Origin of the sequence: Streptomyces sp. A0642, from assembly GCF_004795105.1 — a bacterium.
In the GTDB taxonomy this organism is placed as follows: domain Bacteria; phylum Actinomycetota; class Actinomycetes; order Streptomycetales; family Streptomycetaceae; genus Streptomyces.
Genome location: NZ_SSBL01000017.1, coordinates 1 through 22339, shown reverse-complemented (window position 1 = coordinate 22339; position 22339 = coordinate 1). Strand labels below are relative to the sequence as shown.

General features: G+C 72.0%; 24 protein-coding genes. 17 read left to right on the top strand and 7 right to left on the bottom strand.

The features are described 5' to 3' along the window. The first annotated feature begins 40 nt into the window (after nt 1-40). The 6 genes from E6R60_RS24835 (at nt 41) to E6R60_RS24810 (ending at nt 5584) form a co-directional block, all read left to right on the top strand. Nucleotides 41-358 carry a PAAR domain-containing protein gene (locus E6R60_RS24835; RefSeq protein ID WP_136328862.1) on the top strand — a complete coding sequence of 106 codons (318 nt, stop codon included), beginning with the start codon at nt 41-43 and terminating at the stop codon, nt 356-358. Continuing rightward, nucleotides 355-777 carry a GPW/gp25 family protein gene (locus tag E6R60_RS24830; protein WP_136328861.1) on the top strand — a complete coding sequence of 141 codons (423 nt, stop codon included), beginning with the start codon at nt 355-357 and terminating at the stop codon, nt 775-777. Before E6R60_RS24835 ends, E6R60_RS24830 begins: the two co-directional genes overlap by 4 nt. Further along, nucleotides 777-2738 carry a putative baseplate assembly protein gene (locus E6R60_RS24825; protein ID WP_136328860.1) on the top strand — a complete coding sequence of 654 codons (1962 nt, stop codon included), beginning with the start codon at nt 777-779 and terminating at the stop codon, nt 2736-2738. The genes E6R60_RS24830 and E6R60_RS24825 overlap by 1 nt, the downstream gene beginning before the upstream one ends. Next, a complete protein-coding gene (locus E6R60_RS24820) occupies nt 2735-3298 on the top strand; it encodes a phage tail protein (RefSeq protein ID WP_136328859.1) in 564 nt (187 codons plus the stop codon). The genes E6R60_RS24825 and E6R60_RS24820 overlap by 4 nt, the downstream gene beginning before the upstream one ends. A 565-nt stretch (nt 3299-3863) precedes the next feature. Beyond that, nucleotides 3864-4628, top strand: a complete 765-nt coding sequence (locus tag E6R60_RS37515; RefSeq protein ID WP_240802670.1) for a zinc-ribbon domain-containing protein — start codon at nt 3864-3866, stop codon at nt 4626-4628. A gap of 74 nt (nt 4629-4702) precedes the next feature. Beyond that, on the top strand, nt 4703-5584 hold the full coding sequence (locus E6R60_RS24810; RefSeq protein WP_136328857.1) for a glycosyltransferase: 882 nt from the start codon (nt 4703-4705) through the stop codon (nt 5582-5584). A 115-nt stretch (nt 5585-5699) separates the two neighbouring features. On the opposite strand, the gene E6R60_RS24805 is transcribed toward E6R60_RS24810, so the two are convergent. Continuing rightward, nucleotides 5700-6104, bottom strand: coding sequence for a hypothetical protein (locus E6R60_RS24805; protein ID WP_136328856.1), 405 nt, complete (start codon nt 6102-6104; stop codon nt 5700-5702). An 84-nt stretch (nt 6105-6188) separates the two neighbouring features. Between E6R60_RS24805 and E6R60_RS24800 the strand changes: the two genes are divergently transcribed. Further along, nucleotides 6189-7004, top strand: coding sequence for a helix-turn-helix transcriptional regulator (locus E6R60_RS24800; protein WP_240802669.1), 816 nt, complete (start codon nt 6189-6191; stop codon nt 7002-7004). Continuing rightward, nucleotides 7004-7249: a DUF397 domain-containing protein gene (locus E6R60_RS24795; RefSeq protein WP_136328974.1), complete on the top strand. Its 246-nt coding sequence runs from the start codon at nt 7004-7006 to the stop codon at nt 7247-7249. The genes E6R60_RS24800 and E6R60_RS24795 overlap by 1 nt, the downstream gene beginning before the upstream one ends. 91 nt (nt 7250-7340) lie before the next feature. On the opposite strand, the gene E6R60_RS37040 is transcribed toward E6R60_RS24795, so the two are convergent. Then, nucleotides 7341-9641, bottom strand: a complete 2301-nt coding sequence (locus E6R60_RS37040) for a hypothetical protein (protein WP_136328855.1) — start codon at nt 9639-9641, stop codon at nt 7341-7343. Between the two features lie 264 nt (nt 9642-9905). Between E6R60_RS37040 and E6R60_RS24785 the strand changes: the two genes are divergently transcribed. The 3 genes from E6R60_RS24785 to E6R60_RS24775 all read left to right on the top strand — a co-directional run bounded on the left by E6R60_RS24785 (nt 9906) and on the right by E6R60_RS24775 (nt 12904). Then, nucleotides 9906-10841 carry a hypothetical protein gene (locus E6R60_RS24785; protein WP_136328854.1) on the top strand — a complete coding sequence of 312 codons (936 nt, stop codon included), beginning with the start codon at nt 9906-9908 and terminating at the stop codon, nt 10839-10841. 136 nt (nt 10842-10977) lie between these two features. Beyond that, nucleotides 10978-12225: a DUF4157 domain-containing protein gene (locus tag E6R60_RS24780; RefSeq protein ID WP_136328853.1), complete on the top strand. Its 1248-nt coding sequence runs from the start codon at nt 10978-10980 to the stop codon at nt 12223-12225. Between the two features lie 49 nt (nt 12226-12274). Further along, on the top strand, nt 12275-12904 hold the full coding sequence (locus tag E6R60_RS24775) for a hypothetical protein (protein WP_136328852.1): 630 nt from the start codon (nt 12275-12277) through the stop codon (nt 12902-12904). A 17-nt stretch (nt 12905-12921) separates the two neighbouring features. Here the strand turns inward: E6R60_RS24775 and E6R60_RS24770 are convergent, their stop codons facing one another. The 3 genes from E6R60_RS24770 to E6R60_RS24760 all read right to left on the bottom strand — a co-directional run bounded on the left by E6R60_RS24770 (nt 12922) and on the right by E6R60_RS24760 (nt 15247). Next, nucleotides 12922-13506, bottom strand: coding sequence for a hypothetical protein (locus tag E6R60_RS24770; protein ID WP_136328851.1), 585 nt, complete (start codon nt 13504-13506; stop codon nt 12922-12924). A 9-nt stretch (nt 13507-13515) separates the two neighbouring features. Further along, entirely contained in the window at nt 13516-14427 is a 912-nt protein-coding gene (gene htpX / locus E6R60_RS24765; RefSeq protein WP_136328850.1) for a zinc metalloprotease HtpX, read from the bottom strand. A gap of 130 nt (nt 14428-14557) precedes the next feature. Continuing rightward, nucleotides 14558-15247: a pyridoxal 5'-phosphate synthase gene (locus E6R60_RS24760; RefSeq protein WP_136328849.1), complete on the bottom strand. Its 690-nt coding sequence runs from the start codon at nt 15245-15247 to the stop codon at nt 14558-14560. 130 nt (nt 15248-15377) lie between these two features. Between E6R60_RS24760 and E6R60_RS24755 the strand changes: the two genes are divergently transcribed. Beyond that, nucleotides 15378-15656: a type II toxin-antitoxin system prevent-host-death family antitoxin gene (locus tag E6R60_RS24755; protein WP_136328848.1), complete on the top strand. Its 279-nt coding sequence runs from the start codon at nt 15378-15380 to the stop codon at nt 15654-15656. Beyond that, on the top strand, nt 15649-16053 hold the full coding sequence (locus E6R60_RS24750) for a type II toxin-antitoxin system VapC family toxin (protein ID WP_136328847.1): 405 nt from the start codon (nt 15649-15651) through the stop codon (nt 16051-16053). Before E6R60_RS24755 ends, E6R60_RS24750 begins: the two co-directional genes overlap by 8 nt. A 15-nt stretch (nt 16054-16068) precedes the next feature. On the opposite strand, the gene E6R60_RS24745 is transcribed toward E6R60_RS24750, so the two are convergent. Next, nucleotides 16069-17238 carry an acetyl-CoA acetyltransferase gene (locus tag E6R60_RS24745; RefSeq protein ID WP_136328846.1) on the bottom strand — a complete coding sequence of 390 codons (1170 nt, stop codon included), beginning with the start codon at nt 17236-17238 and terminating at the stop codon, nt 16069-16071. A gap of 167 nt (nt 17239-17405) precedes the next feature. Between E6R60_RS24745 and E6R60_RS24740 the strand changes: the two genes are divergently transcribed. Continuing rightward, entirely contained in the window at nt 17406-18689 is a 1284-nt protein-coding gene (locus E6R60_RS24740; protein ID WP_136328845.1) for an acyl-CoA dehydrogenase family protein, read from the top strand. Then, entirely contained in the window at nt 18689-19249 is a 561-nt protein-coding gene (locus tag E6R60_RS24735) for a nitroreductase family deazaflavin-dependent oxidoreductase (protein ID WP_136328844.1), read from the top strand. The genes E6R60_RS24740 and E6R60_RS24735 overlap by 1 nt, the downstream gene beginning before the upstream one ends. Nucleotides 19250-19446: 197 nt before the next feature. On the opposite strand, the gene E6R60_RS24730 is transcribed toward E6R60_RS24735, so the two are convergent. Further along, nucleotides 19447-20094 carry a TetR family transcriptional regulator gene (locus E6R60_RS24730; RefSeq protein WP_136328843.1) on the bottom strand — a complete coding sequence of 216 codons (648 nt, stop codon included), beginning with the start codon at nt 20092-20094 and terminating at the stop codon, nt 19447-19449. A 327-nt stretch (nt 20095-20421) separates the two neighbouring features. On the opposite strand from E6R60_RS24730, the gene E6R60_RS24725 reads away from it, so the two are divergent. Both E6R60_RS24725 and E6R60_RS24720 read left to right on the top strand, forming a co-directional pair. After that, nucleotides 20422-21216, top strand: a complete 795-nt coding sequence (locus tag E6R60_RS24725; RefSeq protein WP_136328842.1) for a VOC family protein — start codon at nt 20422-20424, stop codon at nt 21214-21216. A gap of 176 nt (nt 21217-21392) precedes the next feature. Beyond that, on the top strand, nt 21393-22339 hold a 947-nt coding region (locus E6R60_RS24720; RefSeq protein ID WP_206309506.1), incomplete at its 3' end, for a serine/threonine-protein kinase.

Here is a 22339-nt window from a genome sequence, read left to right as displayed (position 1 = left end):
CGCCACCCGAAGCCCCGATCCAGCAAGGAGAACAGCAGCCATGCCCCCCGCAGCCCGCACGGGCGACCCCACCGTCCACGGTGGACTCATCGGCACCCCGCCACCGGGTGCGGTGGCCGTGGCCACCGTGCTGATCGGCGGCAGGCCGGCCGCCGTCACCGGCAGCCTGCACGTGTGCGTCGTCCCGCCGCACGCCCTGCTCGGACCGGGCAACGTCATCATGCCGTCCCCGGCCGCCGCGATCGGCGGCATGGTGCTGATCGGCGGGCTGCCGGCCGCCCGCATGGGTGACATGACGAGCTGCGGCGCCAAGATCGTCAGCGGCGCGCCGAACGTGCTGATCGGGGGACCGCTGTGAGCCAGGGCGGATTCATCGGGCGCGGCTGGGGCTTCCCCCTGCGGGTCGGCGCCACGGGCGGCATCGGCATGGTCGAGCGGGACCAGGAGATCGAGGAGGCCATCGGCCTGGTGCTCGGCACCGCGCCGGGGGAGCGGCCCATGCGGCCCGAGTTCGGGTGCGGCATCCACGACTACGTCTTCGCGCCGGGCGACGGCGCCACCGCCGGCCGCATCGGCCATGAGGTGCGTACGTCACTGGAGCGCTGGGAACCACGCATCGAGGTGCGGGACGTGGTGGTCGCCTTCGACACCGTCGACGAGGGAACCCTCTACATCGACGTGCACTACACCGTGCGGTCCACCAACGACCTGCGCAACCTCGTCTTCCCCTTCTACACGATCCCGTCCTCCGAGAGTCCCGAAGCGGGAGCGTCCTGATGTCCCTGCCCTCACCCAACCTGGACGACCGGCGCTTCCAGCAGCTCGTCGACGAGGCCAAGCGGTACGTCCAGCAGCGCTCGCCGGAATGGACCGACCACAACGTGTCGGACCCCGGGGTCACGCTCATCGAGACGTTCGCGTACATGGTCGACCAGCTGCTCTACCGGCTGAACCGGGTGCCCGACCGGAACTACTCCGCCTTCCTCGACCTGCTCGGCGTCCAGCTGTTCCCGCCGACGGTCGCCCGCGCCGACGTCGACTTCTGGCTGTCCGCACCGCAGCCGGACACCGTGCGGCTGCCGGCCGGCACCGAGGTCGCCACCGCCCGGGGCGAGACGGAGGAGGCGGTGGTCTTCTCGACCGCCGAGGACCTGGCGATCGTCCCGAGTTCCCTGGTCAGGCTCGTCACCGCGCCCGTGTCCGGTGATCAGACGGACCGCACCGCGCCGCTCGGCGCGGGCAAGGACATCCCCTGCTTCCAGTCCCGGCCCGAGCCGGGCGACGCCCTGCTCTTCGGGCTGCCCACCGCCGTGCCCCGGTGCATCGTCGCCGTACGCCTCGACAGCCGGGTGGAGGGCGTCGGCGTCGACCCCCGGCAGCCGCCCCTGGTGTGGGAGGCGTGGGACGGCGCCCGCTGGGTGCCCTGCCTGACGGGGACCGACAGCACCGGCGGACTCAACAAGCCCGGCGAGGTGACCGTGTTCGTACCCGCCGGGCACACGGCCTCCGTGACGGCCGGCATCCGGGCCGGATGGCTGCGCTGCCGCGTCACCGCGCCCGAACCGGGGCAGCCCTTCTACTCGGAGTCACCGACGATCCGCGAGGCCGAGGTGTTCACCGTCGGCGGCACCACCGGCGTCGAACACGCGGAGACGGTCCTCGACGTGCCGCTCGGCGTATCCGAAGGTGTCGCCGGGCAGACCTTCACCGTGCCCAGGGTGCCGCTCCTGCTGGACGGGGAGCCGCCCGTCGTCCAGGTGTCCTCCGCCGACGGCTGGCACGTCTGGACACCGGTGGAGCACTTCGGCGCCTCGTCCCCGGACGACCGGCACGTGCGGATCGACGCCGTCAACGGCGTGTTCGCCTTCCCTCCCGAGGTGCGCGAGGCGGACGGCACGATGCGTGTGTACGGGGCGGTGCCCCCGAAGGGCGCCCAACTCCGCGTCCCCCGCTACCGTACGGGCGGCGGGGCTGCCGGGAACGTGGCCCGCGGCGCCATCCGCGTGCTGCGCAGCTCGGTGCCGTACGTCGCGGGCGTCGACAACCGCGAGGCTGCCCGGGGCGGCGTCGACGGCGAGACCGTGGAGAACGCGAAGGTGCGCGCGCCCCAGATCCTGCGGGTCCAGGAGCGGGCGGTCACGGCCGAGGACTACGAGGTCATCGCCCGCGAGGCGGCGCCCTCGCTGCGCAGGGTCCGCTGCCTGCCCGCCGTCGCGGGCGAGGCCGGTGCCGTGCGCGTCCTCGTGGTGCCCGACGCGGTGCCCGACGAGGGCGGCCGGCTGCGGTTCGAGCAGCTGATCCCGCCGGACTCGGTGCTGGCTGCGGTCGCCGGACGGCTCGACGAGCGGCGGCTCGTCGGCACCCGGCTGGTCGTGGAACCCCCCGCCTACCAGGGCGTCACCGTGGTCGCCGAACTGGTCGCGGCCGACGGGGAGGTGGACCGCGTCCGCGCCGACGCGCTCGACGCGCTGTTCCGCCGCATCGACCCGCTGCGGGGCGGCACGGACGGGTCCGGCTGGCCCTTCGGCAGGCCCGTCCAGTACGGCGAGATCTTCGCCGTTCTCCAGAGCGTGCCGGGGGTCCGCCTGGTGGACGAGGTGCGGCTGTTCCCCGCCGACCCGCTCACGGGACGCCGGGGAGCGGCGGCGGAACGGATCGACGTCGCGGCGAACGCCCTCGTCTTCTCCCACCAGCACCAGGTCGTCGTCACCGCGGGCGGGGCCGGTGACCGCTCATGACCAGGGCCGCGGTCCCCGGGCTCCCCAGCCGTTACCCGATCGGCGGCCTGCTGCCCGCCCTGTACGCGGACGATGACCTCGCCCAGCGGTTCACGGCGGGCCTCGACACGGTCCTGGCGCCCGTCCTGTCCACGCTCGACAACCTCCCGGCCTACTTCGACCCGGCGCTGACCCCGGACGACTTCCTGCCCTGGCTGTCGTCCTGGGTCGGGGCCGGCCTCGACCCCGCATGGCCCACGGAGCTGCGCCGGGCCGCCGTCGCACGTGCCGTCGAACTCCACCGCTGGCGCGGAACCCGCCGCGGCCTCACGGAACACCTGCGGCTCTGCTTCGGCGTGGAGGCGCACATCCACGACGGCGGCGGCGCCGCCTGGTCGCGGGAACCGGGGGCGGAGCTGCCTCCTCCGCCCACCGGCGAACTGCTGGTACGGGTCCGGGCGACCGACGGGGGCCCGGTGGACGCGGCCCGCGTCCTGCGCGTCGTCGAGGCCTCGTGCCCGGCGCACCTCACCTGCCGGGTGGAGATCCTGCCCGGCACACCGGACGAGACGGGAGACTGACGTGACGCGCTCGTGCCCGGCGTGCGGCACCGCCAACGGCGAGGACGAGGACTTCTGCGGAAACTGCGGTACGTACCTGGGCTGGTCGTCCCGCCGTGCCCGGACGGAGCCCGCCCGGACGGAAACGACCACCCCGGCACCCCCTCCGCCGACGCCGACGGCTCCGGCCCCGGTCCCCGCCCCGACTCCGACGCCGGCCCCGGAGGCGGACGCCCCCGTGCGCACGCCGGAACCCGAGGCCGCCCCCGCGCCTCCGACCGCCCCCGCCCCCGCTCCTACGCCCACACCCACACCCACACCCACACCCACACCCACACCCACACCCACACCCACACCCACTCCTACGCCTACACCTGCTCCCACGCCCGCGCCGACTCCCACACCCGCGCCCGCCCCCGCCCCCGCGCCCACGCCCGCGCCGACTCCCACGCCCGCGCCCCCAACTCCCGTTACCCCGGCACCCGTACGTCCGGCGGCCCCGGCTCCGGCGCCCGTACGTCCGGCGCCCCCGGCTCCGGCACCTGTCCGGCCCCGGCCGCCCGTGGAGGACGAGCCCGTAGGGGCCGTGCAGCCCGGCGTGCCGGTCGCGGCGCGCCCGGTCGTCCGGCCGGTCGCGGCGAGCGACGAGCCGGGCGGTGTGCCGTGCCCGTCGTGCGGCGCGTCCAACCGGCCGGAACGCCGCTTCTGCCGCAGCTGCGCGGCGCCCCTGAGGCCGGGTGAGCAGGCTGAACCGCTGCCCTGGTGGCGCACCAGGTGGCCCTTCGACCGCAAGGTGCGGGCGGGGTCGGGACGGCTGCTGCGGGGGAGCGTGCTGGCCCTGGTGATCGTCGGCCTGCTGATCGCGGGCTTCCTGCTCGTACCGGCGGGGCGCTTCGTCGTCGAGGACGTACGGGACAAGCTCGGCGGAACGGGGGAGATCAGCCCCACGGACATCTCGGCGAGCGCGGCCGCCCCGGGGCACCCGGCGAAGCTGGCCACGGACGGGGTGACGAACACGTACTGGGGCGCCCCGAAGGTGGGCGACTCGCTGACCGCGGAGTTCGAGAAGCCGTTCCGGCTGGTCGGCGTGACGGTCCACACGGGGGTGTCGACGAAGCCCGAGGCATTCGGGCGGGGCGCCAGGCCGACCCAGGCGGACGTCCGCATCACCACGAAGGACGGCAAGATCCACGACAAGGCCTGGACCCTCACCGACAAGCCCGGCGAGCAGACGATACGGACCGGCATCAGCGACGTCGTGTCCATCAGCCTCGTCGTGCGGGAGGCGGCAGGGCAGGAGAAGGGACGGCCGATCGCCCTCGGCGAGATCGAGTTCTTCAAGCGCACGTGAGGGGTGGGCGTTTGCCGGTTCGGCCGGCTGACGCACTAGCCTCGGGGCTCCACCGACCGCTGGAGTTCACCGCCATGCCCTTGCCGCGCATCGGAGTCGTCATCGTCACCATGGGGACTCGCCCTCGGGAAGTGGCGGCTCTGCTCGCTTCGGTGGAAAGGCAGGACGCACCTGCGGCGCGAGTGATCCTGATCGGAAACGCGACGCCCCTCGACGACGTGGACGTCGCGCCCCATGTGACCAAGGTCCCGCTCCCGGACAACCTCGGTTGTCCGGGAGGGCGCAACGTCGGCCTGGAGATGCTGCGTGACTCCGGCGAAGTGGATGTCGTCGTCGAACTGGACGACGACGGTCTGCTCATCGAGACGGACGTGTTCGGGAGGATCCAGACCCTGTTCGCGTCGGACCCGCGCCTGGGGATCGTGGGTTTCCGCGTCGCTGATGAGCACGGGCACACCGAGCGACGCTGGGTGCCGCGCCTGCGCGCCGACGACCCGATGCGGCGCGGCCTGGTGACCGCCTTCCTCGGCGGCGGACACGCCTTCTCCATGCCGATGCTGCGAGAGACCGGCCTGTGGGCTTCGGAGTTCTTCTTCGGACATGAGGAGTCCGACCTGGCGTGGCGTGCGCTCGATGCGGACTGGAAGATCCTTTACGAGCCCGAACTCGTCCTGCAGCACCCGAAGACGTCCCCGTCCCGGCACGCGGGCTACTACCGTTTCACGGCCCGCAACCGCGTCTGGCTCGCACGCCGCCGACTGCCGCTGCCCCTGATCCCGGTGTACCTCGGGGTGTGGATCCTGCTCACCATGTCACGCGTCCGGTCCCTGGACGGAGCCACGGCGTGGTGGGGCGGTTTCGTCGAAGGCGTACGCACGCCGTGCAGTCCGCGCAGGGCGATGAAGTGGCGAACCGTCTGGCGCATGACCCGGCTGGGACGCCCGCCGATCCTCTGAGCCCGGCCCGGCGGGCGGTCAGTGGTCGGTGAGGCGGGCCGTCAGACGGGGCGAACAGGGCGACGGGATCGCTCCTCTGCTGTCGCTCCTCAGGGTCGAGGCGACCCCCGCCCGGTCACTCCTCGGCCACGAGCTGCGCCGTCACCACCCCGTGCAGCAGCTCCGCGTCCACGAAGTCCCCCGCCTCCGGCGGCCCGCACCGCCAGCTCAGCGGGTACGTGTTGCCGTGTGCGGCCGGGATTCCCACGTACTGGTCGCGGACCGCCGGCCCGAAGCACTTCGCGCCGGGCGGCCAGTCGAAGTCCCGGCTCACACCGGGCGCGAGCAGGAAGTACGTCCACCGGGCTCCCGCGATCTCCCGCACCACGGGCCCCGGGTCGCCGTCGGTGAGGGTCGCCAGGTGGTGCAGCACCGCCTCGCCCCGTACGCCGCGCAGTCGGATCGCGTCGAAGTGGACTCCGGTGAGATGGAGTTGGTGCCCCGATGCGGGTACCCATTCGGGGACATTCTTGCTCGTCATGGCTATGAGCATCGCCGCGACTGCGTAGCGTGACCAGCAGGACGCGATCCACATCCATGCGATGTGGGGAGGGTGGTGAGGGCTGTGGGGACGAGTGGCGAGACGACGCGCGGGCGGCGGCTGGTGGGGGAGCTGATCCGCATCCACCGGGTGCGCGCGGGACTCACGCAGAAGGAGGCGGCGGAGCAACTGCTGATCTCGGAGTCCTTGATGGGTGCGGCCGAGCGGGCGGAGCGCATTCCCTCGCGCGACCTGCTGATCGACGCCGACCGGGTGTTCGGGGCGGGCGGGGCGCTGAAGGCTTGCTGCGAGTTGGTGGATGAGGAGAAGTACCCGCCGAAGTTCCTGGACTGGGCGAAGCTGGAGCGGAGTGCGCGGGTGATCAGCGCGTACGAGACCATGCTGATCCCGGGCCTGCTTCAGACGGAGGCGTACGTGCACGCGCTGTACCGGTCGCGCGTGCCGGCGTACACCGAGGACGAGATCGCCCGGCACGTCGGAGCGCGGCTCGAACGGCAGAGCGTGCTGTCGCGCACGCTGCCGCCGCGCATCGGGTACGTCATCGAGGAGTCGGTCCTGGACCGGACGCTCGGCGGGCCCGAGGTGCTGAAGGAGCAACTGCGTCACGTACTCGAATGTATGGAGCGGTTCAACCACCTGACGGTGCAGGTGATGCCGTCGGCTCAGCACACTCACGCCGGGTTGATGGGTCCCATGCAGTTGATGTCCACGGCGGAAGGCCGCAACTTGATGTATGTGGAGGCGCAGGGCGGCGGTAGGTTGATCTCGAAGTTGGAGCAAGTGAGCGACCAGCTCGACCTTTTCGGCATCTTGCGGGCGCAGGCGCTCAACCCCTGGAAGTCCGCGGAGATCATCGAGACGAAGGTGAGGCAACTGTGATCCACGGACCCCGGCTGGCCTGGTTCAAGTCCAGCTACAGCGGCAACGAGGGCGAGGCCTGCATCGAAGTCGCCTACGACTGGCACAAGTCCAGCTACAGCGGAAGCGAAGCCGCGTCCTGCGTAGAGGTAGCCGCCTGCCCCCACACCGTCCACGTCCGCGACTCCAAGGTCACCGACGGCCCCACCTTCGCCGTCGCCCCCGCCGCCTGGACCGCCTTCCTGGGTCACGCCGCGAACAGCTGAGCTCCCGCCCGTCACCGTCCCGTGGAGCGGCCCCCACACCCGTACCGCATCGGGGTGTGGGGGCCGTCGCGTACGAGCGACCGCGTCCCGGCTAGCCGCCGATACCGCGCCTGCGCCTGATCCAGACCAGCGTCCCGCCGGCCGCGAGAAGTGCGGCGGCGATGGCGGCGACGGTCAGGACCTGGGTGCCGGTGTCGGCCATGTGGCCGTCCGGGTCACCGCCCGCGGCGGGCGGTGTGCTGTGGCCGCCGTTGCCGGACGGGCTCGGGGCCGGGGTGCGGGTGGGTGTCGGGGTGGCCGTCGGCTGTTCCGTGGGCTTGCCGGTCGGAGTGGGCGACGGGGTCGGGGTCGGGGTGGGGGCGGGGCCGCCGCCACCGGTCCGGCCGCTGTTGTCGCCGCCCATCACCGTGGTGCCGGTCGCCTGGTAGTCGAGGGCCTCGTTGCGCGAACCCTGCACCACCGAGGGCAGGTTGGGCTTCTCGGCCCGGAACCGGGCCTTGCTGACCTTCTCCTGGGGCTGCTTGGTCAGGTCGACGCCGCCCACGGTGTAGACCCAGACCTCACCGCCGACGGGGATCTCGTACTTGAAGTCGCCCTCGCTGTACGAGCGCTTCATCTCCTTCCAGACCGTCATCTTGTCCCAGTCGGCGTTCTTGCCGCGCAGGGGCCAGCGCTTGACCTGGTTGCTGTCGATGATCTTCGCGAAGGAGCCGCCGAAGGCCTTCTTGTCCTGGGCGACGGTCTGGCGGACGTACTCGGCGGCGATGCGGGCCTTGTAGACGCGGCGCAGATCGGCGTACTTGGGCGCCTCGTTGATCTGCTTCTGGACCACCGGCAGGACCGTCTGCCGGTAGACGTCCATGTTGTGCGCGGTCTGCTCCTTGGTCAGCTTGCAGGGCATGCCGCCGCCGGGGCCGGGCGTGCTGTAGTCCTGGGCGACCGTCTTGACGTCGAGCGGGGCGCTGAGGATGTAGGCGCCGTCGTTCTCGATGCGGACCTGGGCCTTCTTCGGGACGATCCAGTTGCGGGTGGAGCCCATGCAGGGCGCTCCGTCGATCTTCGTGATCTCGTCCCAGAACCGCTTTCCGGCGTCGGTCTTCGGGTCCTCGGCGCGACCGAAGTCGTGCTTCATCTCCATGTCGGCCTCGAGGAGGACGCGACCCGCGTCGGTCTTGTCGAACGGCGGTTCCATGACCGTGTTCGGGTCGTCAGGATTGAGGTTGACCCAGAAGTGGTCAGGGGTGAGGGCGAGCCAGGTGAAGAAGGCGTCCGAGATGAGCTGGGCCTTGTCCTGGCCGCCGTAGCCGGGTGCCGTCTCCTCGTCGGTGTTCTTCGCGCTGAAGGCGTAGGAGAGGTTCCCCGTCTTCGTCTGCCCGACGTAGGAGATGTCGAGGGTGGTGAAGTCGACGCCGCCCGGGTTGCGCAGGCCGTTGCCGGGCTGCGTGATCCGGCCGCGGGCCTGCTCGATCTGACGGCGGACGTCCTCGGGGGTCGGCGCGGACCTGCGGGCCATGTCGGCGCCGGAGCCGAAGGAGGGGCGGTTCGGGTCCGGCGTCATCAGCCGGGTGTCCTTCGGGGTGTACGTGCCCGGGGTGAAGCGCGGGTTCGGCGTGGCGGCGTGCCGGTAGTACTTGACGCCGGCGGCCTTGTACTTGCCGACCGTCTTCTCGTCGGGCTCCAGCCCGTTGATGTAGACGACCTTCCAGCCCCGGCGGACGAGCTCGGCGTCGATCTTCAGCTGCCGGGCGTCGTAACCGATGCCGGACTTGACCTCGTAGACGGTCCGGGTGCGCTGGTTGACCGCGTCGAAGACCCGGCCGTCCTTCATCACGTCCTTGCCGAGGGCCCGTTCGAGCTCCTTGTGCAGACCGGGGTTGAGGTCGCGGAGGTTCTTCTGGCAGATCCAGTCCACCCCGCCGAGGCCGAAGTACTTCACGACCTCGGACTCGAAGCTGCTGCCCCGCTTGTTGTTGCCTTCGTTGCGCGAGTAGATGTTGTTCAGCCACTCGTTGAACGTGCCCTTGTAGGGCTTGGAGCCGGCCTGGGTCTGCTTCCAGGTCGTGACCGCGTTCTCCGGCGTTCCCCACTTGTAGTTCTTCGGGTTGTCCCCGTCGGGCAGATCGATCAGCCCGGGGTCGGTGAGCGCCTCGAAGCCCTTGGCGAGGTGGTCGTAGGCGTAGAAGCGGTCCTCGGCGTCCGGGGTCTTCCACTGGTTCGGGCCGGCGGGCTTGGAGCCGGGCAGCTTGTAGGCCGGCGGCGGTGTCGGGCTCGTGCCGTACTTGTCCATGCAACGGCCCAGCATCGGCTTCGGCGGCGCCGCATCGGCATCGTGGTGCAGGCCGGGCAGCGGCCCGGCGACCAGCACGGTCGCGCCGAAGGCGACGGCCGCCACACGAAGCCTTAACCAGCCGCGTGCGCGTATCGCAGAATGCATGTGTGTATGTCCCTCGTGGGGGCAGCGGTCAGCCCTTGAGCGCAGGGCGGGCAAGGGAGGTCCGGCGGTGCATGGCCCCCGTCGATGCCACCGCCTTTCCTGGCACCCTAGCCTTCGGCATCCCGGGACTCACAGGGGATACACAGGCGTGGCGCACAACAAACACACCTCCTCCCGGGGCACTTGGCACCGGGGCGGGGTGGCCGCCTACGCTTCCCGGTCATGACCACCGACCCGCACCGCCCCACCCGTGAGGAGCTCCTCGACCGGTGGCTGGACGACATGCAGGTGCTGACCGCACGGCTCGAACAGGTCCACCTGCCCGTCGGCTTCGCGCTCGACTACACGCCCGCCTCCCTGGCCGCCCTCGAACGGGAGCTGCTCGACGAGGAGTCCGACGACGGCCTGCGCCGGGCCGCGATCCCCTACATCGGCGAAGTCCTCATGGACGTCTGCGGCGGCCGGTGGGACATCGACCCCGACGCGGGAGGTGAGGACGGTGAAGCGTTCGTCCGCCCCGACCCCGCCCTCGGCCTCCCCCCGGTGTTCATCGGCGTCCTCATCGACGTCGCCCTCGCCGAGGAGTCCGGGCAGGCGTTCACCCGAGAGCGGGAAGAGCTGGCCGAGGCCGTGTCCGCGCGGCGCCGGATCGTCCCGGGCTGGGAACCGCACAAGGAACGCTCGCCCCTGGACCCGATCGGCCCGCAGCCGGCGGACGCGTGGCTCCAGTCGTGGCTGGCCCGGCGGCGGGACGCCCACCCGTCCTGGGTCCGGGCTCTGGCGGCGGCGCAGGACGCCGAGGGGTGGGACGACTTCGCCCCGTCGACGCTGGACGCCCTGGAGCGGCAGGTACGCGACGGTTACCGCACCCTCGCCGACTTCGACGCCGACCGCGAGGGGCCGTTCCTGCAAGGCGCCGTCTGGTATCTCGGACAGGTCATCTGTCTGCACCACGACAGCACGTGGGTGCACTGGGCGATCGACCCGGACGCTCCGCGAGGCAGCCACCACCACAAGGACAACCCCTGGTCCGGCATCCCCTTCACCCACCAGCCCCACAAGCGCGGGGCGCGCCCCTGCGACCCGCTCGACCTGCTGCGCGGCATCGTCCGGTACGGGGCGGGCCATCACCTGGCCGACGTCATCGCGGACGTCTAGCGCCGTGCGATTCGCCCGTCCCTCCGTGGAGTTGACGCCCGCAGGGGCCAATCAACTGTGCCCCGGGGGGCCTGGAACCGGAGCCGCGGCCCGCGGTATGCAGGGAGAGTCAGTCTCCTAGCAGGAAGAGGTCTCCATGCGCAGCCAGGACGGTGCTGAGAAGACCGGTGCGGCCCACGGTCCCGCCCAGGCCCGCAAGCCTGCGCCCGCGCCCGGTGCGCCGTTCACCGGGCGCCTCGCCCTGCAGGGCAGTATCGGGAACGCGGCCGTCGTCCAGATGCTGCGGGCCGCGGGCCACCCGTCCGCCCAGGACCGGCACAGGCACGGTGCGGGCTGCGGCCACGAGCAGGCGGACGACCGGGCGTCGGTGCAGCGCTCGGCCGTCGGGGACGTCCTGCGCACCGCCGGCCGGCCGCTGGACGGGGCGGTCCGCTCCGACATGGAGTCCCGGCTCGGGGCGGACTTCTCCGATGTCCGCATCCACAACGACGCGGCCGCCAGGGCCTCGGCGGCCGAGGTCGGCGCCCGCGCCTACACCTCCGGCCACCATGTCGTCATCGGCGACGGCGGAGCCGACCGGCACACGCTGGCCCATGAGCTCACCCACGTCATCCAGCAACGGCAAGGGCCCGTCGCCGGCACCGACAACGGTTCCGGACTGCGCGTCTCCGACCCCTCCGACCGGTTCGAACGGGAAGCGGAGGCCAACGCCACACGGGTCATGCGGGCTCCCGCGCCGGGCCGGCGTGAGGACCTCACCGCCCAGCGCTCCGTGTCCTCGGGCACCGCGCTCCAGCGTGCGCAGCCGGCTGTCGTGCAGCGTGCTCCGCTCGCGGGCTACAACCAGCGGGTCGACTACCCGCAGGGAGCCCGCACCGTGACGGTCAACGGCATCGCGGGCGATGTGGGAGTGGAGATGAAGGGGGAGCTCTTCGCCGGCCAGCTCGGGACGGGGCAGGCCCCCACGGTGCAGCCCGCGTGGTGGCCGCCCAGTGGCACGCCGATCGGCGACTGGTTCAAGAACTACATGGTGCAAGGGCACCTCCTGAACCACAACCTGGGTGGTTCGGGCAAGAATCTGGAGAATTTGACGCCGCTGGTCAGGCAGGCCAACAGCCAGCATCACGCGAAGGTCGAGAAAGGTCTCAAGGTTGCCATTCTTCAGAAGGGATACACTGCCCGCTATCACGTGACGGCGGACTTCAGCTCCCACCCCACATCGGCCGACATGAAAATGACGCCGGGGTCTCCGGAAGCCATAGCCTTCGACAGCATCTACCGATTCGGCCTTCCTGGAATGATCAGGGCGGAGTACACCCTGTACGACGCCAAGAACAAGGAAGTGGGCGGGGACGCGTGGGAGATCGAGAACAACAACATGTAGCGAATTTCGGCCGGCGTAGGCAACGGGCGGCGCGACGGGAGACACGTACATGAGCAAGGCAAGGCACCGACTCGACTCACTGGTCGCTGAACTCCGCGAGAACCCCCGCGTCGAGCTACTGGACCACACACTGGCCGAGCCACTCCCGGCCGACCGGATCTCGCGCGTCATCGAGGAGTCGGGCACCCGGCTTCCCGCCGGAGTGGCCGAGTTCTACGGCGAGGTGGGGGCGTTCAGGCTCGAATGGCGGTGCATCGTTCCCGAGGTCGGAAAAGGGGACAGGTCGGATCACGGCCTGATCGATATCCTGCCCCTCGACAAAGTGCTCGGCGACTGGAGCGGGGTGACCTGGTTCCCCGGCGGGGAGCAGGAATTCCGCCCCGTGGTGCCCTTCGACTTCTTCACCCCGGAAGCGTGCGTCGCTTTCGAGCGGGATGACGACGGCGCCTTCAAGGACCAGCTCAGCTATCACTACTTCGGCGAGGAACTGGCCTCCACGGGCCGCACCTTCGCCGAGTACGTCGATCTCCTGGCCGCCTCACGCGGATACTGGTACTGGCCGAAGACGCTGTGCGCCGGATACGAGGACAGCGCGGAAGTAGCCGACTTCCGGCGGAACATGCCGCTCATCTTTCCGGACTACGACGACGCGCTGTTCCGCCCGCGGCCGGAGAAGTGACGTACGGCAGCTGCGCCTCACCACCCCGGCGCCCCCCACACCGGGAACCACCGCCCCAGGTCCTTCTCCACCCGCAGGTCGGCTCCCAGGGCGGCACGCACCTGCAGCTCCCGTGGGTTGTCCCGCTTCTCGCCGCCTCCCCGCTCCGGGGCGAAGGGGTAGAAGGTGCCGCGCTTGTAGAGGTACACCAGCGCCAGCGGCCGGCCGTCCCCGTCCCGGAAGGCGATCAGTGAGCAGAGCAGCTGCGGGCCGAAGCCGCCGTCCTGGAGCAGCGTGTTGACCGCGTGCAGGTCGTTGACCAGGGCGGCGGTGTCCCCGGGCGGCTGCGTGGCGAGCAGCCAGGTGTAGCCGTACGCGTCCCGGCTGAACTCCACCGGGACGCCGCCGCGCCCGGTGTCCGCGTCCAGCAGCTCCCGTACGTCCTGCTGGATACGGGCGAAGGCGCCGCCCTCGACGCCCGCGAAGCACACCGAGCCCCGCCCGGTCGGCGTGAAGCCGGTCGCCGCCTGGAGGGTGAGGGCGGCGGACGGGACGGCGAAGAGCTGATCGAGGTCGGGGCGCACCGGCTTGCTGCGGCCCAGGATCGTGTCGAGCAGGCCCACGGGGGCTCCTTACGGGCGGGACAGGCCGGCGGAGATGCGGGCGAGCTGGTCCAGCCGCTGCTCCAGTGTGGGGTGCGAGGAGAGCAGCCGGCTCAGGCTCTCCTTGGAGGAGAAGGCCGGGACGAAGTAGAAGGCGTTGTACGGCTCCGCCTTCCGCAGGTCCTCCGTCGGTATCCGGGCCATCTGCCCGCTGACCTTGGTGAGCGCGGAGGCGAGGGCCGAGGGGCGGCCGGTGAGCAGGGCGGCCGTGCGGTCGGCGGACAGCTCGCGGTAGCGCGACAGCAGACGGGTCAGGAGGAAGCTCAGGGCGTAGACGACGGCGCTGATCAGGGGGATCAGCATGATCGCGATGCCCAGGGGGTCGTTGCTGCGGCTGTTGCGGGAAAAGCCGCCCCAGAGCGCGACGCGGGTGATGATGCCCGCGAGCACGCCGAGGAACGAGGCGATCGTCATCACCGCCACGTCGCGGTGAGCGACGTGCGACATCTCGTGGGCCAGGACGCCCTCCAGCTCCTCCGGCTCCAGTCTCCGGAGCAGCCCCGTCGTGGCGCAGACCAGGGCGGTCCGCTCGTTGCGGCCGGTCGCGAAGGCGTTCGGTACGTCGCTCTCGGCGAGGGCGACCCGCGGCTTGGGCATGTCGGCGAGCGCGCAGATCCGGTCGATCGCGCCGTGCAGTTCCGGCGCCTGCTCGGCGGTGACCTCGCGGGCGCCCATGCTGAAGGCCGCGATGCGGTCGCTGAACCAGAACTGGGCGACGAACAGGCCCCCGGTGATGATCAGGATGACCGGCCAGGCGCCGCGCAGCACGGCGAGCAGGACGCCGGCCAGGACCACGTACAGCAGGCCGATCAGGAACATGGTGGTGACCATGCGGGTGGTCAGGCCGCGGTCGGCCGCGTACCGGCTACGGGATCGGGCCATGGGTGACCTCCAGCCTCCAGCGCTCACCTGCCTCCCATAGTGCTCCTCGGCCGTCCGAAGCGGGTAGAGCCGAAGGAAGCGGATAAATCGGCCGTCGGCCCGAGTGAGGCCTTCGGACGCGCACGGCAGGTCAGGGCCAGAGCAGCTCCCGCTCCCAGGCTCCGTCCCCGCCCTCCCGGCGGTAGCGCAGCCGCACGTGCCGGCGCCGGGCATCGCCCTGGAAGAACTCGACCTCGCGCGGCTCGACGACGTACCGGGTCCAGCTCGCGACCTCCGAGTCCGGCTCCTCGCGTGCCCGCCGCCACGCGGCGTCCGAGGCCCGGTCGAGTGCATCCGTCGAGCCCAGGACCTCGCTCTGCCGTCCGACCAGGGCCGAGGCCAGGGCCCCGGTCGAGCGGGCGTGCAGATCGGCGCTGCTCTCGGCCCGGGAACAGGCGGTCACCGGGCCCCGGACGCGTACCTGCCGTCCTTGCGCGGGCCAGTAGAAGCCGAGCGCGGCGTACGGACGGGCGGCGAGCTGGCGGCCCTTCGCGCTGGTGGCGTGCGTGGCGAAGTGCCAGCCGCGCTCGTCCGCGTCGTGCAGCATCAGCGTGCGCACGTCCGGCAGCCCCTGCGCGTCCACGGTCGCCAGCGTCATCGTGTGCGGCTCGGCCTGACCGGCGGTGACCGCCTCGGTGAACCAGGCGTGGAAGAGGGGGAGGGGTGCGGGGGGCGCCCCGGCCGCGTCGAAGGCGGGCAGGTCGACGTCCCAGACGCGCTGGGTGTGGAGGAGGTCGAGGAAGGCGGCCTGCGATGCGGCGGGGGTCGGAGTATCACTCATCCCCCCATTGCACCCGATGCGGAGACCCCGGCGGGAGGAGAGCGAAGTGGGCGCGGCGGGCCCCCATCGTTCTCGACCTTGAGGGCTGCATCCTGTGGCGCGCTGAGACACGCGGGGCTACGTTGGTGTCATGAGGACCATTACCCAGCGGGAATTTCGGAATCAGTCCGCCGATGTCATGAATGCCGTGGAGGCGGGCGAGGTCTTCCACATCACTCGCAACGGGATAGAGGTGGCGGAACTCCGGCCCCTCACTCGCAGAAGGAGCCTGAGCGCGGAGGAGCTGGTGTCTCGCCACCGGCGACTTCCGCATGTGGACGGCGCGCTGATGCGGCGTGAAGCGGACGAGTTCTTCGGCGGCGAGGACCGGGCCGGGGACGACGACCCGTGGGAGCGTACGCGTGGCTGAGCGCTACCGGGCGGGCGTCCTGGACACCTGTACGTACATCGACCTCGACTTGCTGCGCGCCGAGGATCTACCCGCTTTTCCGGCGCTCACCGCTGTGACGATGGCTGAACTCCAGCACGGTGTGGCCATGGCCGGTGACCCCGCTGGGCGGGCGGCGCGCATGGAGAAGTTGGGAGCCGCCGTAGCCGACTTCGAACCGCTGCCCTTCGACGGGGACGCGGCTGCTCGTTACGGGAGCATGGTGGCCCTCGTCGTGGCTGCGGGCCGTAACCCCCGGCCCCGGCGCATGGATCTGATGATCGCCGCCATCGCGTCGGTAAGGCAACTGCCCCTTTTCACCCGCAATGCCGACGACTTCAAGGGGCTTGAAGGCCTGCTCACCGTCGTCGCCGTGTGAGCGCGCTGCGATACCTCACCCCCGCCCCAGCACCACCGTGCCCGACGAGCAGAACCAGCCGCCCGTCCCCGACGCCACCGCCAGCTCCGGCAGCCGGCCCCCCGCCCTGCGCACCTGCCGGTCGCCCGCCTCGCCGCGCAGCTGTCGCACCGCCTCCACCAGCAGGAACAGCCCGCGCATCCCGGGGTGGCAGGCGGACAGGCCGCCACCGTCCGTGTTGACCGGGAGCAGGCCCGTGAGGCCCGTGCGGCCGTTCTCGACGAACGCGCCGCCCTCGCCCTTCGCGCAGAAACCCAGGTCCTCCAGCGTCACCAGCGTCATATAGGTGAACGCGTCGTAGATCTCCGCCAGGTCGATGTCCGCGGGCCGCACCCCCGCCCGTTCGAACGCGAGGCGGCCGGACACGGCCGCGGGGGAGACCGTGAAGTCGTCCCACTCCGACATCGTGGAGTGCGAGACGTGCTCGCCGGTGCCGAGGATCCAGACGGGGGCCTTCGCCGTGTCCGGTACGTACTCCTCGGCCGCCAGCAGCACCGCGCAGCCGCCGTCGCTGCGGATGCAGCAGTGCAGCTTCGTGAACGGGTCGGCGATCATCGGGCCGGAAAGCACCTCGTCGACCGTGACCGGCGTGCGGAACATGGCGTCGGGATTGGCCGCCGCGTTCGTCCGGGCCTGCACCGCCACCTCGGCGAGCTGCTCCAGGGTGGTGCCGTACTCGTGCATGTGACGGCGGGCGGCCATCGCGTACTTGGAGATCAGCGAGTGGCCGTACGGCACCTCGAACTGGAGCGGTCCCCGGGCCCCGAACGAGAGGTTGGACGTGCGGCGGCCGGCCTTGATGTCGGCCCGGGCCGTCGATCCGTACACCAGCAGGACGGCGTTGGCGCGGCCCGCCGCGACGGCGTCCGCCGCGTGGGCCGCCATGACCTCCCAGGTCGATCCGCCGACCGAGGTGGAGTCCACCCAGGTGGGCTTCAGCCCCAGGTACTCGGCGACCTCGACCGGGGCGAGCGTGCCGAGCCCCGCCGAGGCGAAGCCGTCGACGACCGAGCGGTCCAGACCCGAGTCGGCGAGGGCCCGTCGGGCGGCCTGGGCGTGCAGCGCGTACGGCGTGGCCGTGTCGACGCGTCCGCAGTCGGCGAGGGATATGCCGACGACGGCGACCTTGCGGGGGGAAGAGGGCATGGATCTGACGGTACATCAGATATGGGCGGGCGCGGGATGCCTCGAAGGGCGGGGGCCGTGCGGCGCTTCCGCCACCCGCGCGGCTCTGGGAATCTCGTCGCCGCGCCCCTAGCATGACGACCCGTCAGATCGGAGGCCACCGGCCTCCGAGGGGAAGGAGTCCGACGATGGATGCCGCCTTCACCGCGGAACAGGACGAGATCCGCCGCACTGTGCGCGAACTGCTGGCCGGACGCGACATCTCCGGCCGGCGCGAGGTCACCGGCCGAGGTGAGGGTCTCGACCCACGTGGCGGGCCCGGCGACGGGAACGCCGCGAGCGCGCCGGACGGATACGACGCCGCCCTGTGGCGCCGGCTCTCCCAGCACCCGGGGCTGCCGGGGCTCGCCCTCCCGAAGGAGTACGGAGGCGGGGAGCACGGCCCGGCCGAGCTCGCCGTCGCGCTGGAGGAGGCAGGCCGCGCCCTGCTGCCGTCCCCGCTGCTCGCCACCGCCGTACTCGCCGCACCCCTGATCCTCGCCCTCGGGACCGGGGAGCAGCGCGCGGCCCTGCTGCCGGCCCTCGCGGCGGGCGAACTCACCGCGGCGCTGGCCGTGCCGGGCGGCTCGCTCTCCACCGCGCTCGGCCTCACCGGCGATCTCACCGGGGGCGCCTGGGCGGGCGGCGGCCGGGCGGGCGGCGTGCAGGCCCGGCCGGCAGGCGGGGGCGGCGGCTGGCGGCTGTACGGGGAGGCCGCCCAGGTGCTCGACGGGCACAGCGCCGGACTGCTCCTGGTCGCCGCGCACACCGGCGGCTTCCCGCGCAGCCGCACCCTCCTCTTCCTGGTCGGGGCGGACGGGCCTCAACCGCCCGCCGGCCTCGTCCGTACCCGGCAGGCGTCGCCCGACGCCACCCGGCCGCTCGCCCGGATCCAGCTGCGCGACACCGAGGCCGAACTCCTCGGCGCCGACGACACCGTGGACGTGACGGCCGCGCTCGCGGCCACCGGGCGCACGGCGGCCGTCGCGCTCGCCGCCGAGGCCGCCGGGGCGGCGGCGGTCGCGCTGGAGCGGACGCTCGGCCACGTCGGGGCGTGCGAGCGGTCCGGCCGCGCGGCCGGTTCGTTCCAGGCCGCGCGACTCCGGCTGGCGGACCTGTACGTACGCGTGCGGTCGGCCCGCTCCGCCGCGTACTACGCCGCCCGCGACCCGGAGTCCGGCGGTCTCGCGCTCGCCCAGGCGCTGGAGGCGCTGCGGATCACCACCGCGGAGGCGATGCAACTGCACGGCGGCTCCGGCTCCGCGGGGGAGGACGAGGTGCGGCCCTACTTCCACCGGGCCGCGGCCGGCGAACAGCTCTTCGGCCCCGTCCACCTGCTGCGCGACCACGCGGCGCGGCGCGCCGGGCTGTTCGGCCAGGAGGAGGCCGCCGGGCCGGCGGGGCACGGCCCGGCCGGACGGGTGGCGGTCTGATGGGGCCCGGAGCGGGGCCGGGGGCGGCGTCCGGGGCCGCGCCCGGCGTCCGGCTCGTCCAGAAGGTGTCCGCGACCCGCGTCTTCGCGCGGATCGCCCCGCACGTCGTGCCCGCCCTGGACCGCGCGGTGCACCGGCTGACCCGTGGCCGGGTGCTGCTCAGCGCGCGGATGCTGCCGGGGGTGGTGCTGACGGTGCCGGGGGCGCGCAGCGGGCGGCTCCGGACCACTCCGCTGGCCTGCATGCCGCAGCCGGGTGACGGCGGGGCGGGGAGCTGGATCCTCATCGGCAGCAACTTCGGCCGCCCGGGCCACCCGGCGTGGACGGCGAATCTGCTGGCGCACCCCGAGGCGGCCGTCATCAACTGGAAGGGCGCCGGCATTCCCGTACGGGCGAGGCTGCTGGAAGGGGAGGAGCGGGCCCGGGTGTGGGAGACGGCGCTGACGTTCTGGCCGCCCTATGCCGCGTACCAGGCGCGGATCGACCGGGAGATCCGGCTGTTCCGGCTGGAGCGGCGGGAAGCGGCGGGGCCAGGGGAGGAGCGCGGCGGCTCCGGGTGACGGGGGCGCCGTGCGGCCCTGCGGGACGTGGACGCCGTGCACCGCGCGCGGCGGTTCCGCGTGAGGTGGGCATCGTGAACCGAACCGTCCGGGTACGCCGACGGCGGACCACGGGCGTGGTCCGCCGTCGGTGAGACAGGACCTGGGGCCGCCCGGGATCACCGTGCGTCACCCAGTACGGGACTGTGGCGCGGGCGCTACCTCGACGGCTTCTTGCCGGTGATGCCCAGGTGTACCAACAGTGCGAGGTTCGGCCTGAGTTCGGCCTGCTTGACGCCCCAGGTGGTGAAGCCCTTCTGGTGCGAGGCCACGGCGGCCAGCATCGCGACCAGGGAGCCCGCCATCGCCGCGGGGCTGACGTCCTTGTCGACCTTGCCCTTGGCCTGGAGCTCCTTCACCGAGTCCGTAAGGGAGTTGGTGACGGAATTCAGGATCTTCATGCGGATCTTGTAGAACCGCTTGTCGCCCTCGGCCGCGCCGAGGTCGACGACGCGCAGGATGGCGTCGTTGCGCCGCCAGAAGTCGAGGAATCCCTCGACGAGTTCTTCGGCTGTCTGCCATCCCGCCTTGCCGACCCAGGAGCGTCCGGCGACCAGTTCGGTCAGCCCGGCACCCTCCTTGGCCATCTCTTCGGCGATTTCGAGGACGGCGCCCTCGACGTCGGGGAAGTACTGGTAGAAGGTCGCGGGTGAAGTCCCCGCCTTCCGGGCGACGTCGATGACTTTGACGTCCCGGTACGGCGAGGAGCTGAGCATCTCGCTGAGGCAGTCGAGCAGCTTCTGCCGCGTCGCCTGTCCGCGTCGGCCGGCCACGCGGCCGTCGACGGTGCGTACTTGTCCTGTCATGCCGTCAGCTTACCGACGGGTGATCGGAGCGCGATTCGGCCGACTGCAAATGGGGAGTGCGGCAGTCATGGCGGGGGGAATGGCGGGTTTTCGGGGGATGTGCCCGGGGGGTTGCCTGCCGGTTCCCCACAGCTTCATTAATGTTATCAACAGCCTGTGGACAACTTCGGTGGATAACTTTCCGTGACAGGGGTGTGCGGTGGCGTGTGTATCGAAACTGTGTTCGCATCGGAGGGGCGGGGGCGCGGGCGGGCGCGTGCGCGGTTACGTTGGGTGTGACGAGCGTCACCACGGATGAATCGCACCACGACGGAAGGATCCGGGCCCATGGCCGCATTCGCGCAGTCCGCGCCGTGCTGGGTGGATGTGCAGCTCCCCGACCTCGAAGCGGGCAAGCGCTTCTACGGGGAGCTCTTCGGCTGGACCTTCCGGGCGGGCGACGGTCCGTACGCCGACGCCCTCAGCGACGGGGCCCTCGTCGCCGCCCTCGCCGCCAAGCAGGACGGCCGGATGCCGACCGCCTGGGGCGTCTACTTCGCCACCGACGACATCGCCGCGTCCGTCGCCCGGATCCGCGAGCACGGCGGCCAGGTGATCACCGACCCCGTACGGTCCGGCCGCGCCGGAGTGCTCGCCCAGGCCGCCGACCCCGGCGGCGCGGTGTTCGGCCTCTGGCAGGCCGGTGAGCGCAAGGGCTTCCAGAAGCAGAACGAGCCCGGATCCTTCTGCTGGACCGAGGTCTACACCCGGCGGAAGGACGAGGTCGACGCCTTCTACGAGGAGGTCTTCGGCTTCCGCTCCGCCGCCCTCGACGACGCCGGCGCTCCCGGCACCGCGGAATCCGGTGTCGACTTCCGCATGTGGTCCCCGGCCGGCACCGAACCGGGCCCCGACACCGCGGTCGGCGGGCGCAGCGTCATCACGGACGCCTTCCCCGCCGAGATGCCCAGCTACTTCCTCAGCTACTTCGCCGTGGCGGACTGCGACGCGTCGGCCGAGACCGTCAAGCGGCTCGGCGGCCGGGTCTCCGCGCCGCCCTTCGACATCCCCTACGGGCGGATGGCGGTCCTCCAGGATGACCAGGGTGCCGTGTTCGGGGTACTTCAGCCGCCGGTGTCCTGATACGGGAGGGAGTGCGGCGGGACACCCGTATCCGCCCCCGGGTTCGCCACCGGCGCCCCGGCCAGGAACAATCGGGGTGCGCACCGCCGGGTGGTGCCCACTGATGAGACGCTGCACACGGCGGGTTTTTCGCGGACCTCTCCTCACGGAGGTCCGTACGGGGAGGTGGCAGGCAAGTGGTGGAGCAGCTGACGCAGCACGACCCGAGGCGGATCGGCCCGTTCGAGGTGCTGGGACGGCTCGGGGCCGGCGGCATGGGGCTGGTCTATCTCGCCCGGTCGGCGTCCGGCCGGCGGGTGGCGATCAAGACGGTCCGTACGGAACTGGCCGAGGACCAGCTGTTCCGGGTCCGCTTCACGCGTGAGGTGGAGGCCGCCCGCGCCGTCAGCGGTTTCTACACGGCCGCGGTGGTCGACGCCGACCCGCGGGCCGCGGTGCCCTGGCTCGCGACCGCCTACGTGCCCGCGCCCTCGCTCGAAGAGATAGTGAATGAGTGCGGGCCGATGCCGACCCAGGCCGTGCGCTGGCTGGCGGCCGGCATCGCGGAGGCCCTGCAGTCCATCCACGGGGCGAAGCTCGTCCACCGCGACATGAAGCCGTCCAACGTGCTCGTCGTCGAGGACGGTCCCCGGGTGATCGACTTCGGGATCGCGTCCGGGGTCTCCAACACCCGGCTCACCATGACGAACGTGGCGGTCGGCACACCCGCCTACATGTCGCCCGAGCAGGCGCGGGACTCGCGCAGCGTCACCGGAGCCAGCGACATCTTCTCGCTCGGCTCGACCCTCGTCTTCGCCGCGACCGGCCACGCCCCGTTCCACGGGGCCAACCCGGTCGAGACGGTCTTCATGCTGCTGCGCGAGGGCCCCGACGTGAGCGGGCTGCCCGACGACCTGCGGCCGCTGATCGAGTCGTGCATGCAGATGGACGCCTCGCTGCGGCCCACCCCGGCCGAGCTCCAGGCCCAGCTCTCCCCGCACCTCTTCGCCTCCGGCAGCGACGACAGCGGCACGGCCTCGGCCTGGCTGCCGGCCGCCGCCACCGCGATGATCGAGCAGCGCCGCGGCGGCGGGCGCGCGGTGGCCGTCGCCCCGCCCGTCCCGCCGGCGCCACGGGCGCCGGC

Bases quoted from the DNA above. Each gene is read 5' to 3' on its own strand.
- E6R60_RS24835 (WP_136328862.1), top strand. From the start codon at position 41: ATGCCCCCCGCAGCCCGCACGGGCGACCCCACCGTCCACGGTGGACTC.
- E6R60_RS24825 (WP_136328860.1), top strand. From the start codon at position 777: ATGTCCCTGCCCTCACCCAACCTGGACGACCGGCGCTTCCAGCAGCTC.
- E6R60_RS24820 (WP_136328859.1), top strand. From the start codon at position 2,735: ATGACCAGGGCCGCGGTCCCCGGGCTCCCCAGCCGTTACCCGATCGGC.
- E6R60_RS24810 (WP_136328857.1), top strand. From the start codon at position 4,703: ATGCCCTTGCCGCGCATCGGAGTCGTCATCGTCACCATGGGGACTCGC.
- E6R60_RS24805 (WP_136328856.1), bottom strand. From the start codon at position 6,104: ATGACGAGCAAGAATGTCCCCGAATGGGTACCCGCATCGGGGCACCAA.
- E6R60_RS24785 (WP_136328854.1), top strand. From the start codon at position 9,906: ATGACCACCGACCCGCACCGCCCCACCCGTGAGGAGCTCCTCGACCGG.
- E6R60_RS24780 (WP_136328853.1), top strand. From the start codon at position 10,978: ATGCGCAGCCAGGACGGTGCTGAGAAGACCGGTGCGGCCCACGGTCCC.
- E6R60_RS24775 (WP_136328852.1), top strand. From the start codon at position 12,275: ATGAGCAAGGCAAGGCACCGACTCGACTCACTGGTCGCTGAACTCCGC.
- htpX (WP_136328850.1), bottom strand. From the start codon at position 14,427: ATGGCCCGATCCCGTAGCCGGTACGCGGCCGACCGCGGCCTGACCACC.
- E6R60_RS24760 (WP_136328849.1), bottom strand. From the start codon at position 15,247: ATGAGTGATACTCCGACCCCCGCCGCATCGCAGGCCGCCTTCCTCGAC.
- E6R60_RS24755 (WP_136328848.1), top strand. From the start codon at position 15,378: ATGAGGACCATTACCCAGCGGGAATTTCGGAATCAGTCCGCCGATGTC.
- E6R60_RS24745 (WP_136328846.1), bottom strand. From the start codon at position 17,238: ATGCCCTCTTCCCCCCGCAAGGTCGCCGTCGTCGGCATATCCCTCGCC.
- E6R60_RS24740 (WP_136328845.1), top strand. From the start codon at position 17,406: ATGGATGCCGCCTTCACCGCGGAACAGGACGAGATCCGCCGCACTGTG.
- E6R60_RS24735 (WP_136328844.1), top strand. From the start codon at position 18,689: ATGGGGCCCGGAGCGGGGCCGGGGGCGGCGTCCGGGGCCGCGCCCGGC.
- E6R60_RS24730 (WP_136328843.1), bottom strand. From the start codon at position 20,094: ATGACAGGACAAGTACGCACCGTCGACGGCCGCGTGGCCGGCCGACGC.
- E6R60_RS24725 (WP_136328842.1), top strand. From the start codon at position 20,422: ATGGCCGCATTCGCGCAGTCCGCGCCGTGCTGGGTGGATGTGCAGCTC.